Source organism: Streptomyces sp. NPDC111520 (assembly GCF_055635295.1).
This window is the reverse complement of record NZ_JBVKBW010000014.1, coordinates 130,576-142,583: the sequence shown is the minus strand read 5'-3', so window position 1 is coordinate 142,583 and position 12,008 is coordinate 130,576. Positions and strand designations below refer to the sequence as shown.

The 12,008-nt window shown below is 70.8% G+C and carries 14 protein-coding genes, 1 tRNA gene and 2 pseudogenes; 10 read left to right on the top strand and 7 right to left on the bottom strand.

Annotated elements, in window-relative coordinates; all coding sequences use genetic code 11:
• The first annotated feature begins 20 nt into the window (after positions 1–20).
• Together ACZ7MY_RS29985 and ACZ7MY_RS29980 are read left to right on the top strand one after the other, a co-directional pair.
• On the top strand, positions 21–683 hold the full coding sequence (locus ACZ7MY_RS29985; RefSeq protein WP_499606424.1) for an NAD(P)H-binding protein: 663 nt from the start codon (positions 21–23) through the stop codon (positions 681–683).
• Between the two features lie 177 nt (positions 684–860).
• Positions 861–1,328 (top strand): nuclear transport factor 2 family protein, encoded by a 468-nt coding sequence (locus tag ACZ7MY_RS29980; protein WP_499606423.1) that lies wholly within the window; start codon positions 861–863, stop codon positions 1,326–1,328.
• Here ACZ7MY_RS29980 and ACZ7MY_RS29975 read toward each other — a convergent pair.
• Positions 1,298–1,543, bottom strand: a complete 246-nt coding sequence (locus ACZ7MY_RS29975) for a DUF8825 domain-containing protein (RefSeq protein ID WP_499606422.1) — start codon at positions 1,541–1,543, stop codon at positions 1,298–1,300. The two genes, ACZ7MY_RS29980 and ACZ7MY_RS29975, sit on opposite strands and share 31 nt — an antisense overlap.
• A gap of 175 nt (positions 1,544–1,718) precedes the next feature.
• Positions 1,719–2,270, bottom strand: coding sequence for a DoxX family protein (locus ACZ7MY_RS29970; RefSeq protein WP_499606421.1), 552 nt, complete (start codon positions 2,268–2,270; stop codon positions 1,719–1,721).
• A 640-nt stretch (positions 2,271–2,910) separates the two neighbouring features.
• On the opposite strand from ACZ7MY_RS29970, the gene ACZ7MY_RS29965 reads away from it, so the two are divergent.
• The 4 genes from ACZ7MY_RS29965 to ACZ7MY_RS29950 are packed head-to-tail and all read left to right on the top strand — an operon-like array spanning position 2,911 to position 5,607.
• Positions 2,911–3,597, top strand: a complete 687-nt coding sequence (locus ACZ7MY_RS29965) for a hypothetical protein (RefSeq protein WP_499606420.1) — start codon at positions 2,911–2,913, stop codon at positions 3,595–3,597.
• 30 nt (positions 3,598–3,627) lie between these two features.
• Positions 3,628–4,185 (top strand): SigE family RNA polymerase sigma factor, encoded by a 558-nt coding sequence (locus ACZ7MY_RS29960; protein WP_499606419.1) that lies wholly within the window; start codon positions 3,628–3,630, stop codon positions 4,183–4,185.
• The gene (locus tag ACZ7MY_RS29955) at positions 4,182–4,973 is read left to right on the top strand and encodes a hypothetical protein (RefSeq protein ID WP_499606418.1); all 792 of its coding nucleotides are present in this window, start codon (positions 4,182–4,184) and stop codon (positions 4,971–4,973) included. Before ACZ7MY_RS29960 ends, ACZ7MY_RS29955 begins: the two co-directional genes overlap by 4 nt.
• A gap of 49 nt (positions 4,974–5,022) precedes the next feature.
• The gene (locus ACZ7MY_RS29950) at positions 5,023–5,607 is read left to right on the top strand and encodes a DUF2218 domain-containing protein (protein ID WP_499606417.1); all 585 of its coding nucleotides are present in this window, start codon (positions 5,023–5,025) and stop codon (positions 5,605–5,607) included.
• Positions 5,608–5,716: 109 nt separating this feature from the next.
• Here the strand turns inward: ACZ7MY_RS29950 and ACZ7MY_RS29945 are convergent.
• Positions 5,717–6,106 (bottom strand): annotated as a pseudogene (locus ACZ7MY_RS29945) (transposase); the annotation flags it as partial.
• A gap of 495 nt (positions 6,107–6,601) precedes the next feature.
• Positions 6,602–7,468, bottom strand: a complete 867-nt coding sequence (locus ACZ7MY_RS29940; RefSeq protein ID WP_499606416.1) for an NsdA family TPR-like regulatory protein — start codon at positions 7,466–7,468, stop codon at positions 6,602–6,604.
• Here ACZ7MY_RS29940 and ACZ7MY_RS29935 point away from each other — a divergent pair.
• Positions 7,379–7,813: pseudogene (locus tag ACZ7MY_RS29935) on the top strand (site-specific integrase); the annotation flags it as partial. The gene ACZ7MY_RS29940 and the pseudogene ACZ7MY_RS29935 sit on opposite strands and share 90 nt — an antisense overlap.
• A gap of 118 nt (positions 7,814–7,931) precedes the next feature.
• On the opposite strand, the gene ACZ7MY_RS29930 reads toward ACZ7MY_RS29935, so the two are convergent.
• From ACZ7MY_RS29930 to ACZ7MY_RS29920, 3 genes are all read right to left on the bottom strand, one after another.
• Entirely contained in the window at positions 7,932–8,642 is a 711-nt protein-coding gene (locus ACZ7MY_RS29930; protein ID WP_499606415.1) for a hypothetical protein, read from the bottom strand.
• A gap of 41 nt (positions 8,643–8,683) precedes the next feature.
• Positions 8,684–9,019, bottom strand: a complete 336-nt coding sequence (locus ACZ7MY_RS29925) for a hypothetical protein (protein ID WP_499606414.1) — start codon at positions 9,017–9,019, stop codon at positions 8,684–8,686.
• Between the two features lie 206 nt (positions 9,020–9,225).
• Positions 9,226–9,307, bottom strand: a tRNA-Tyr gene (locus ACZ7MY_RS29920).
• 188 nt (positions 9,308–9,495) lie between these two features.
• Between ACZ7MY_RS29920 and ACZ7MY_RS29915 the strand changes: the two genes are divergently transcribed.
• From ACZ7MY_RS29915 to ACZ7MY_RS29905, 3 genes are all read left to right on the top strand, one after another.
• A complete protein-coding gene (locus ACZ7MY_RS29915; RefSeq protein ID WP_018558836.1) occupies positions 9,496–9,984 on the top strand; it encodes a YajQ family cyclic di-GMP-binding protein in 489 nt (162 codons plus the stop codon).
• A 191-nt stretch (positions 9,985–10,175) separates the two neighbouring features.
• Positions 10,176–11,498, top strand: coding sequence for a radical SAM protein (locus ACZ7MY_RS29910; RefSeq protein ID WP_499606413.1), 1,323 nt, complete (start codon positions 10,176–10,178; stop codon positions 11,496–11,498).
• Entirely contained in the window at positions 11,499–11,951 is a 453-nt protein-coding gene (locus ACZ7MY_RS29905; RefSeq protein ID WP_499606412.1) for a flavodoxin family protein, read from the top strand.
• Positions 11,952–12,008: the final 57 nt, after the last annotated feature.

Below are 12,008 nucleotides of genomic sequence, written 5' to 3'. Positions count from 1 at the left end.
CCGGGCGTAGCGTCGGTGGCATGCGCACTGTGATCGCTGGTGGACATGGACAGATCGCGCTGCGGCTGGAACGCCTGCTCGCCGCGCGCGAGGACGAGGTGGCAGGCATCATCCGCAGGCCGGAACAGGCCGGTGACCTGCGCGAGGCCGGCGCCGAGCCGATCGTGCTCGACCTGGAGTCGGCGTCGGTGGACGAGGTGGCCCGGGCGCTGTCCGGTGCCGGCGCGGTCGTCTTCGCGGCGGGCGCGGGGCCGGGCAGCGGCCTCGCGCGCAAGGAGACCGTGGACCGGGACGCCGCCGTACTGCTGGCGGACGCGGCGGAACGCGCGGGCGTACGCCGTTACCTGATGGTCTCCGCGATGGGGGCCGACGCCGATCCACGCCCCGGCACGGACGAGGTCTTCGCCGCCTATCTGCGGGCCAAGGGCGCCGCCGACGCCGAGGTGCGCCGGCGCACCGGCCTGGAGTGGACGATCGTGCGCCCCGGCCGTCTGACCGACGACCCCGGCACGGGGCGGGTCCGGCTCGCCGCCTCGACCGGGCGCGGTTCGGTGACGCGCGACGACGTCGCGGCGGTCCTCGCGGAGTTGCTGGAGACCCCTTCGACGGCCGGGCTCACGCTGGAACTGATCGAGGGTCACACCCCGGTGTCGGTCGCGGTGAAGGACGTCGCCGGCAACTGAACCGGGCCCGCGGCGGGCGGCTTCCCCCCCCCGTGGCCCCGATTCCGCGCGGCGCGGATGCGGGCACGGGCGGGCGGGTAGAGGGGGGAACGGCCGGGATGCGATCAGCCCGGCTCTGGGCTGCACTTGATCGTATCGGGACGGCCGGCGCCATCCCCCCGACGTCACGGAGACATCATGCCGATGAAACCCCCGGCACCCCCGTTCACCCGCGAGACCGCGATCGAGAAGGTCCGCCTCGCGGAGGACGCCTGGAACAGCCGCGACCCCGAGAAGGTGTCCCTCGCCTACACGCCGGACAGCCGGTGGCGGAACCGCGGCGAGTTCGTCAACGGGCGGGAGGAGATCGTCGCCTTCCTCACCCGCAAGTGGACGAGGGAGCAGGAGTACCGGCTCATCAAGGAACTGTGGGCCTTCGACGGCAACCGCATCGCGGTCCGCTTCGCCTACGAGTGCCGCGACGACTCCGGCAACTGGTACCGCTCCTACGGCAACGAGAACTGGGAGTTCGACGACGAGGGCCTGATGCGCGTACGGCTGGCCAGCATCAACGACACCCCCATCGCCGAGTCGGAGCGCGCCTACCACTGGCCGCTGGGGCGGCGGCCCGACGATCACCCGGGTCTGTCCGACCTCGGGTTCTGAGTGGCCCGCGCCTGCTGCCGCAACTCCACCCGGGCCGCGGGCGAGCGGCCCGCGCCGGTGTGCCAGTACGGGTGCCAGAACAGCCGGCAGGACAGCCACAGCAGGCGTCGTCTCAGGATCGCCGCGTGGGCCGGCTCTGCGGCGAGCTGCGCGTAGGTGAGGTGCCATTCGCGCTGCGCCTGCACCAGATCGGGCGGGAACACGGTGTTGGCCATGCCCGTTATTCAATCACGTGTTCGATTTTCTCCGCACGCCCCCACGCGTCACTCGTAGGGGTGAGCTTGCGGCGGGGGCACCCACGCGTCCGACCGGCGCCGGATGTCCCACGACCCCGGGGCTCCCCCGCACCCCGGGGTCGTACGGGTGCGTGCCGCCGGTACGGGGACCGGCCTAGAGGTTCAGGACGACCAGCGCCCCCACGCCGCCGAGGGCGAGCGCGACGACCGCGTCGGCCCAGCCGCCCCTCCCCCAGCGGAACCAGCGGTCCAGCGCGAGCCGCCCGGGGCCGATGGCGGCGACGCCCAGGGCCACGACGACGATCGCCAGGTTGTACTCGATGCCGCCCTGCTCGTCCCACAGCCCGCGGGCACCGGTCACGGTGACCATGGCGTTGATCATGACGCCGATCAGCGCCGCGGCGGCGAGCGGGGTGAACAGCCCGAGGGCCAGACCCACGCCGCCCAGGAACTCCGAGGCCCCGCCGATGGCGGCGTAGACCTTGCCCGGCGAGAAGCCCAGCTGCTCGAAGCCCTTCCCGGTGCTGGTGAGCCCCTGGCCGCCGAACCACCCGAAGAGCTTCTGCAGCCCGTGCCCCGCCATCAGGACGCCGAAGGTGAGCCGGATCAGCAGCAGGCCGCAGTCGCCGGCGGTCACCCGCGGCTGCGGCGGCACGGCGTCCTCGGTCTGCGGCGGGACGCGCAATCGCTCAGCTATGTAGTTCATGGGGAACCCTCTTCCGCCCCCGGGGCACCGGCGGGCGGTGCCGGCCGATCCCCGGGGACCAGCGGAGCGTGTCGGTGCAGTGATCGCGGATCACACGCACATCCCTCCTCCCTTTCCAGGAGTGCGCGACGGTGTGCCGCTTTCAACCACTTTCCCCTCTTTCGTACATCTCATCCCGAAATATCGGAAGTGCTGAGTGGTACCGGGGCCGCGCCGCGCGGGGCCCGGTCGTGCGGGGGCGTCCGGGCGCGGAAGCGGGAGAAGGGGCCGAGCGGATCGTGACCGGGTGGTGCTCGCCGGCGGCCCCGCTGACCGGAGTGGACCGCGCCGGCGCTCCGCGCACCGAGTGCGGGCGATCCGGCCGCCGTGGAGGCCGGGACCACGGGCCCGGCCGGCCCCGGAGCAACCGCCGGCCGCCCGACGCCACCGCAGGACTGCGGCCTCAACTCCCATCGTTGCGAACGAAGTTGTACGGCCGTGCAACCCTCCGCGCAGATTCGGGAGTACCTACGAACGGACGTCCAACGTGGCGGCCGCCGCATCCGGTGGTCACCGCGGGCCGGCGCGCGGGCCCACCGCGCCGGCCGTCAAGGACCGCCCGGCGCCGTGCCGGGCGGCAGCTTCGAAGGAGAAATGCTCCGTGGCTCTCAGTTTTGCCAGGAAGGCGGGCATCGCGACCGCCGCGGCCGTCGCCATCGGCGCGGTGTCCCTCGGCGCCACCGCGGTGGCGGCGCCGTCGGGCCAGGCGGCCCCGGCCGCGCAGCGGGCCGGCGCACCCGCCGCCGTGGCCGCCGCGGCGGTCGCCGCGCCGAAGAAGCAGGCGTCCCCGGTCGTCACGCAGCTGATCGGCAAGGGCCGGGTGGACGGCAAGCTCTGGTCGGTGTCGCTGGAGTTCCACAAGACGTTGCCGGAGGGCTACGAGCTGCCGACCGCGCCCGACGGCACGCCCGCGTCCGGCACCGCACTGCTGTGCCAGCGCATGTACATCGACGGGGTGCGCATCGACCACCAGGGCGGACCCTGGTCCGACTGCCAGCCCGTCACCGGCGCCCACGACCCCGCCGGCTCCGGCGGCATGGGCCTGTGGGGCTTCCAGGACAAGGGCACCAGCGGCACCCGCCTCATGGTCTCCAACCCCGAAGCGGCCGTCGCGTACGGCGTCATCACCTTCAGCGACGGCACCCACCGGAAGGCCGCCACGGTCACCGTCCCCGGCACGGACTACCGCGCCTGGGCGATCGCCATACCCGACGGCAAGACCATCGACACCGTCGACCAGTACGACAAGCGCCACCAGCGCCTCACCCACGACACCTACTGGCGCTGACCCCGGGAAGAAGGACGGGCACCTCCTGCCGTGCAGCAATGTGACGACCGAGCCGAGGACGTCGGACCGGACGCGGAGTTCACCCGGTTCGTCGCCGCCCGCTGGCGCGCCCTGACCCACACCGCGTACCTGCTCACCGGGGACTTCCACGAAGCGGAAGACCTCGTGCAGTCGACGCTGGCCAAGGTCTACCCGCACTGGGGGCGGTTGCGGCCCGAGCACGCCGAGCACTATGTGCGGCGGGCGCTGGTCAACACCAACCGCAGCCGGTACCGCCGCCGCAGGATCGCCCACCTCCTCCTCCCGTCGCTGCCCGACACCCGCACCGTCCCCGAGGACGGTGCGGGTGTCGGGGCCGTGGACGGCTACGACGCCCTGGCCCGGCTGCTCGCCGGGCTGCCGGAGCGGCAGCGGGCGGTCGTCGTGCTGCGCTACTGCGAGGACCTGTCGGCGGAGGAAGTGGCGGACGTCCTCGACTGCTCGGTCGGCACGGTGAAGAGCCAGGCCTCCCGGGCCCTGGACAAACTGCGCAACCGGACGACGCTCGCCCGCCTCCACCCGCCCAGCCGCCCCGCAGAGGCACGATGACTCCCGACCACGACCGACGACGCCCCGCCCAAGAGGACTGGCTGCGCGACGCCTTCGCCCGGTCGCGCGACGCCTACCCCTCTTCCCAGGCCCCCGTGGACCGGATCCTCGCCACCGCGCGGGCGCGCAGGAAGCGCCACCGCGCCGCCGCCGCGGTCGGCGCCGTGACCGGTGCGGCCTGCGTCCTCGCCGTCGCCCTGGCCCTCCCGTTCCACGGCCCCCGTCCCCCCGCCGGACCCGCGCAGCGTCCCTCGCCCGCGTCGAGCCCCACGGTCACCGCGAAACCGGGACCCGTCACCGTGGCTGTCGGCGGCGGCACGACGGACGGCACTGCCTGGTCGGTGGCCCTGGAGTTCCACAAGACGTTGCCGGAGGGCTACGAGCTCCCGACCGCACCCGACGGCACGCCCGCGTCCGGCACCGCACTGCTGTGCCAGCGCATGTACATCGGCGGCGTACGCATCGACCACCAGGGCGGCCCCTGGTCCGACTGCCAGCCCGTCACCGGCGCCCACGACCCCGCCGGCTCCGGCGACACGGGCCTGTGGGGCCTGCACGACAAGGGCACCACCGGCACCCGCCTCATGGTCTCCAACCCCGAAGCCGCCATCGACTACGGCATCGTCACCTTCAGCGACGGCACCAGCCTCAAAGCCCCCACCGTCACGGTCCCCGGCACCGACTACCGCGCCTGGGCGATCGCCATACCCGACGGCAGGACCATCGACACCGTCGACCAGTACGACAAGCGCCACCACCGCCTCACCCACGACACCTACTGGCGCTGACCCCGAAGCGCGCAGCCGCTGTCACATTCCGCTCGGCCGCCCTGTCCTCATGGACGAGGCACACCGGCCACGGAAGGTGGGGTTCCCCGTCATGGGCGTCGAGCAGTCGCAGCGGGCCGAAGGCCGCATCCCCACGGACCACCCGGCCCGGTACCTGGCTCAACTGTGCACGCGGGCGGGCGTGACGGACACCGCCGCACAGCACGAGGACCACGCCGCGTGGTCCGACACGCACGGGACCATCGAGGCCGAGGGCGGCCGGTGCACCCTGGAGGCCGGGCCCGGCTCGCTGACGCTCCACGTCGAAGCGGCGGACCAGGAAGGTCTCCGGCGCATCCAGCACCTGGTCGCCGGACGGCTGCGGGAGATCGGCGGCCCCGAAGCACCGGAAGTCACCTGGCAGCCGGCCGCAGCCGCCACGCCACGCCCGCGAACGCGAGGGACGAAGCTCGGCATCGCGGCCGTCGTCGTCCTGGTCGTCGCCGCCCACCTGGGCCTCGGCGGCCTCCTGCTCACGTCCGGCCCCTGGAAGCACTGGGCCCTCGGCGCCCTCCTGGCCGTCCTCCTGGCCAAGGCCGTCCACCTGCTCCGGCGTCGCGCCGGTCACCGCGGCAAAGCCCGCCGGCACCGCTGATCCGCGGCAGCCGCCGTAGCCGGCGGCACACGTCACGGCCGGTCGCGGGAACGCCGTCCGCTCGCATCACGTCGAGACCGCCGGCTCTCCATCAGCCGCCCCGCCGACGCGTGACGCCGAGGGACTCGGCGAGTTTCTCGACCCGGCGAGTGGAGACCCCGAGGAGGTAGGCGGTGGCGACCACCGAGATCAGGGCCTGTTCGGCCCTGCGGCGTCGTTCCAGGAGCCAGTGCGGGAAGTAGCTGCCGCTGCGGAGCTTGGGGATGGCCAGCTCGACGGTGCCGGCCCTGGTGTCCCACTCGCGCGGGCGATATCCGTTGCGGTGGTTGACGCGCTCACCGCTGACCTGCCCGTATTCCGCGCTGCAGAGGGCATCGGCCTCCGCGGACATCAGCGCGTCGGCGAACGTCTTGACCATCGCGCGCAACAGATCGGGACTCGCCGCGGCGAGGTTCTCCTCGGCGAGGGCGTGCAAGGGCAGACTGTCAGGTGCGGTCATCGTGCTGATCTCCTTCGAGGCTTCGACACTTCGAAGATCAGCCGGTGGCCGTTTGTCTATGCGGGCACCAACCCGGACGCCGGGGCAACCCCCGCATCAGGTCCAACCCGTTACACCACTTCCAAGGACGCAACCTGAGCCGGAAGATGAGGTAGGGGTAAGGCCGTCTTGCCGACCATCGGTACGCCCGCATGCACACGGAGGATGTGTGCCCGTAATCGCGCACGGGTGCCTGCCCCACTGAGAGCGCGAAGCACATAGCTGAAACAGAAGGGCGGGACACCCGGGACTGTCACCCCGCCGAACGTGTGGGGTCGTTTCAGCAGGTCAGGATTGCTTTCGAGACACCGGGACACACCTCGACCTCGTGGAAACGAAGTGTCGTGTCTAGGAGGGCAAGAAGCCGGGCTTCGCGCGACCGAGGTCTTGTAGGTGCTCAGGTACTCCTGGGCCGCCGGCTCGGTGCTGTAGCGGTTGCGGACAACGGCGGCGAGTTCACGGCTGACCACTGATGAGCGACGGAACGGACTGACGCTCGCCCTTCAGGGCTGCCTCGCCATAGCTGACCGCCTGCTCAAGGTCGCCCTCCCGCGCGGCGGCGACTCCGAGGGTCACCTTGGCCTCGGCGTTGCGCATCGGGGAGCGCTCCGTGCCGTCGAAGTCCGTGCCGGTGCGGATCACCTCGGTCGCCAGGGTGCGGGCCAACTTGTCCTCGCCCACCAGGCGGTAGCAATCCATGGCGTAGAAGTCGAACTTGTACGGGTCGACCACGAAGTGGTGGTCCAGGTTGTCCGGGTGCAGGAGTCCTTCGAGTAGGCGGCGCCCGCGGTCCAGGGCGACCTCCGTCTGCCGGCGATCCCCGAGCCGGGCCCACGCCTTGGCCTCCTGGGCGGCAAGCTGCACCGCGACGCCGTGGCTCCCCGCCGCCTCTGTTCCAGCCCGCGCAGCTGCGATGACCCCGTGGTAGTCCCCGGTCGTCAGGGCGAACCACGCCTTCATTTCGTGCGCCCACCCGCCGATCTCGGCATGGTCGGCTTCCTGGGCGATCTGGAGCGCGGCCCGCCGCGTGGCTTCGGCGCCGTGCCGGTTGCCGCTGTCGTACTCGACGCAGCCCACGAGCAGGGCGAGCCATCCGGACAGAGCCAGGACCTCGCGGTGCTGGGCGAGGGTGAGGTTCTGCCGAGTCAGGTCCACCACCCGACGGAGCCATTGCCTGCCCTCAATGAGCAGCTGCTCGCTGGGCATGAACGGGTACTCCGAGCACAGCCGGTCGCCCGTGATCCGCAGGGCGTCAAGGGTCGCGTTGTCCACGTCGGACTTGGCCAGCCGTCCGCAGAGCTGGTGGCGTTGCTGCGCTGGCACGTGACGGTGCACGGCGCTGGGCCGGACGGCCGGATCTTCCGTACAACACGCGGCGGCATGGTGCAGGAGAGCGGCTACGGCGAGGTCTGGGCGCGCGCCCGAGCGGAAGCCCTCTCCCCTGCGGAGCAGGCAACGAAGCTGGCGAAACGCCCCTACGACCTCCGCCACGCCGCCGTGTCCACGTGGCTTAGCTCGGGCGTAGAACCACAGCTGGTGGCGGAGCGCGCCGGCCACAGCGTCGCTGTGCTCTTCCGGGTGTACGCGAAGTTCCTGAAGGGCGGAGACGAAGCCGCCAACGCGAAGATCTCTACCCGTCTGCGAGAACACGGCGGCTCCGCTTTGTAGTCGCAGCAAGGGCGGCGGGTGCATCTGGGTAGTCGCCGCCCTTGCTGTCCGGCAATGCCAGCACGGTCGCCTCGGCTTCGATGCGCGTACAGCTCAGACCACGCCCCCGCGGCCGGGTCTACTGCAGGCTCAGGACTGACGCGCTCCATCCCAAAGCTTCGGGTGTGTGCCACTGTGGCTGCTCTCCCGTTCGGGCCATGTTTTGACCTGCCAAGAACGCTTGCCGACGATCGGCGTTGCGTTCCTGAACCCGCTCCCAAAGCGCACGCGCCTGTGGCACACAACCGGAACTGACGAGGAACTCGAGCAGATCCTGAGCAAAGCCCCACGCGGTGAGCAGAGCGTCAGGCGCCGTACGAGCGATCTGCTCGGGGTCGGCCGAATTGGCGAACCATGGGAGAGCAGTGTCACGAAGGTGGCCTGCGAACCGCTCCAGCCTTGCCTGTCGCTCCTCGGGGCGAGTGAGCGCCACAGAGTATTCGGTGGACAAGTTCAGGAAGCTGGATGCGCAGACGATCGCTTCAACAGACTCGGGGCGGCGAACGGTCAGCTCGGGGTTGGCCCGGCGCCACGCGCCCAGGCCGTCATCGAAGACGGTCAGGCTTGCCACGGTGAACTCGATCAAGTGTCCCGATCGGTTCCACTTGCTCTTCTCTACCGCCATCACCTCGCGGCGCTCCGAGACCCGCCGCTCCAGCGCCTGCCGCGAGCTGACCCAAGCGAAACCATCAAGCATCTGCGCCAGACAAGCGGCCCCAGCGCGGACGACGTCGGCCGGTTTCTCCGACCGCACCAAGGCCATGAGTGCATCAGGTTGCGGCGATTTCACCCCACCCATGATGCCGCACGGAGATCCGCCGGCCTGAACCTCTAGTCGGCATCGTGGTCTGACCTCACCCAGGCCAGCTGCGCATCACTCAACTCAGGCGTGAACCCGCCGGGGAACATCAGCATGAGCGGCTGCGGCCACATGTTCTCGGCCCCGTGCAGCTCGCAGTGCAGTTCGATGCGGTGTGGACCATGACCGCAGGCCTCGTGCCGGTAGACCCGGTCGTGGGCCTGACAGACGTACCAGAAAACCGAGCACTCGTCCTCTTCGAGAGGGTCGTAGAAGCCGGGATCACGGACCACCTGTGTCACCGGCTCCTGGCGATTGAGCCTGGGAATCGGCCGAGGATCACGCCACAGCAGTCGGGAGGGGAGCACGCGCCCATCCTGCCGCAGCGGGGAGTCCCCCACGGATGCCCCACAGCCGCAGGCCAGGCGCCGGATTCCCGTCCACGCCCCGTCCACAACCGCTGGTAGCGACCGTGCAAGAACGGGACGGAGCGAGACAGTGACGCGCACCCGCCGGAGCAACCAAAACAGCCCCTGATCCGCGTTTCCGCAGCTCAGGGGCTGTGTTTCCACTGTGGCGGCGCCAGGATTCGAACCTGGGTAGGCTAAGCCGACGGATTTACAGTCCGCTCCCATTGGCCACTCGGGCACACCGCCTGGGAAGTGTCTCCGCGGGCCGCTTGTGTGCGGTCCCCGTGGCGACGTCGTAAACAATACCCGATGCGCGGGGGTGCTCCGCCACCCTATTGATCAGCGCTTCGGGCGGGTCCGGTGGCTAGGCTTGCGGGGGCGGCCCGGAGGCGGGTCGCGGACCCGACGGATCAGAGCCAAGGAGCCAACTGAAGATGGCCGACTCCAGTTTCGACATCGTCTCGAAGGTCGAGCGGCAGGAGGTCGACAACGCCCTCAACCAGGCCGCCAAGGAGATCTCGCAGCGCTACGACTTCAAGAACGTCGGCGCGTCGATCTCGTGGTCCGGGGACAAGATCCTGATGCAGGCCAACTCCGAGGAGCGGGTCAAGGCCATCCTGGACGTCTTCGAGACCAAGCTGGTCAAGCGGGGTATCTCGCTGAAGTCGCTGGACGCGGGCGAGCCCCAGCTGTCCGGCAAGGAGTACAAGATCTTCGCGACCATCGAGGAAGGCATCTCGCAGGAGAACGCCAAGAAGGTCGCCAAGATCATCCGCGATGAGGGGCCCAAGGGCATCAAGGCGCAGGTCCAGGGCGAGGAGCTGCGCGTGACGTCCAAGAGCCGGGACGACCTGCAGGCCGTCATCGCACTGCTGAAGGGCAAGGACCTCGACTTCGCGCTGCAGTTCGTGAACTACCGCTGAGCGAGGCCCTGCCGAGGCCCCGGCCGGGAGGAGGCGGCCGGGGCCTTCGCCACGCGCACGACGGGGCGCATTCGGAGGGTGCCGCCCGGGAAGCCGCCGCAGGTGCGTAATGTCTTCCTGTTAGGTCTCCCCAGGACCGCCCCGCCCGTCGACGGCGGACCCGGGGCAGCGTCTCGAGGATGGAGCCGGGCATGCACAGCCGCACCGCTTTGGTCGAGGACCTGATGAGCCGCTTCCCGCACGTCCCCCGCGAGGCGGTCATCAAGGAGGACCTGCTGCGCGGCGGGATCGCGTTCGACGAGTCGGCGCTCAGCGGCAACGAGGACGGCGACGTCAAGCCGAAGTCGTACTTCATCTTCTCCTTCGACCACCGCACCCTCCCCGAGTTGGGCGCCGCCGCGCTGAAGCGGCCGCCGGAGGAGATCGTGCTCACCGGCGGGCCGTACGACCTGCGCCGCACGGTGGTGTCGGTGCGGGTGAACCCGGCCTCGCCGTACCGCGTGCGGGCGGGCGGGCGCGGGGTGCTCGGGCTCTACCTCGACGGGGTGCGCATCGCGGACGTCGGCCTGCCGCCGATGCCGGCGTACTACCGGCACACCCTGGAGAACGGGAAGTCGGTGATGGAGGTCGCGCCGACGATCCAGTGGGGCTACCTGATCTACCTGACGGTCTTCCGCGTGTGCCAGTACTTCGGCGCCAAGGAGGAGTGCCAGTACTGCGACATCAACCACAACTGGCGCCAGCACAAGGCGGCCGGCCGCCCCTACACGGGCGTGAAGCCGGTCGAGGAGGTGCTGGAGGCGCTGGAGATCATCGACAAGTACGACGAGACGAAGTCCTCCACCGCCTACACCCTGACCGGCGGGGCGATCACCTCCAAGGTCGCCGGGCGCGACGAGGCGGACTTCTACGGCCACTACGCGAAGGCCATCGAGGAGCGTTTCCCCGGCCGCTGGATCGGCAAGGTCGTCGCGCAGGCGCTGCCCAAGGAGGACGTGCAGCGCTTCAAGGACTACGGCGTGCAGATCTACCACCCCAACTACGAGGTGTGGGACCGCCGTCTGTTCGAGCTGTACTGCCCCGGCAAGGAGCGTTACGTCGGCCGGGACGAGTGGCACCGCCGCATCCTGGACTCGGCGGAGATCTTCGGCCCGCGCAACGTGATCCCCAACTTCGTGGCGGGCGTGGAGATGGCGGAGCCGTTCGGCTTCACCAGCGTCGGGGAGGCGATCGACTCCACGGCGGAGGGCCTGCGCTTCTTCATGTCGCGGGGCATCACGCCGCGTTTCACGACCTGGTGCCCGGAGCCGACGACCCCGCTGGGCAAGGCGAACCCCGAGGGCGCGCCGCTGGAGTACCACATCCGCCTGCTGGACGTGTACCGCTCGACGCTGGAGGAGTACGGGCTGAGCTCGCCGCCCGGGTACGGCCCGGCCGGTCCCGGCAACGCGGTGTTCTCGGTGAGCTCGTTCATGGACAGCCTGCCGGCGTCGGCGCCCGCCGGAGTGAGCTGAGTGCCGGGCCTGCTGATCGCGCATCACACGCCGTCGCCCAACCTGCAGGCGATGTTCGAGGCGGTGGTCGCGGGCGCGACCACCGACGAGATCGAGGGCGTGGACGTGGTACGGCGGGCCGCCCTCGCGGCCACGGCCTCCGACGTGCTCGCGGCGGACGGCTACCTGCTGGGCACGACGGCGAACCTCGGCTACATGTCGGGGGCGCTCAAGCACTTCTTCGACCAGGTCTACTACCCCTGCCTGGACAGCACGCGCGGCCGCCCGTTCGGCTTCTACGTGCACGGCGGCAACGACGTCACGGGGACGGTGCGCGGGATCCGGTCGATCACCACGGGCCTGGGCTGGGAGCAGGCGGCGGCGGAGGTGACGGTCACCGGGGAGCCGTCCAAGGCCGATCTGCGGGCCTGCTGGGAACTGGGCGCGACGCTGGCCGCCGGCCTGGCGGAGTGACCGCACGGGCCCGGCGCCGACGTGCCGGGCCCATGCCCCCGTCCTACCGTGGAGGTG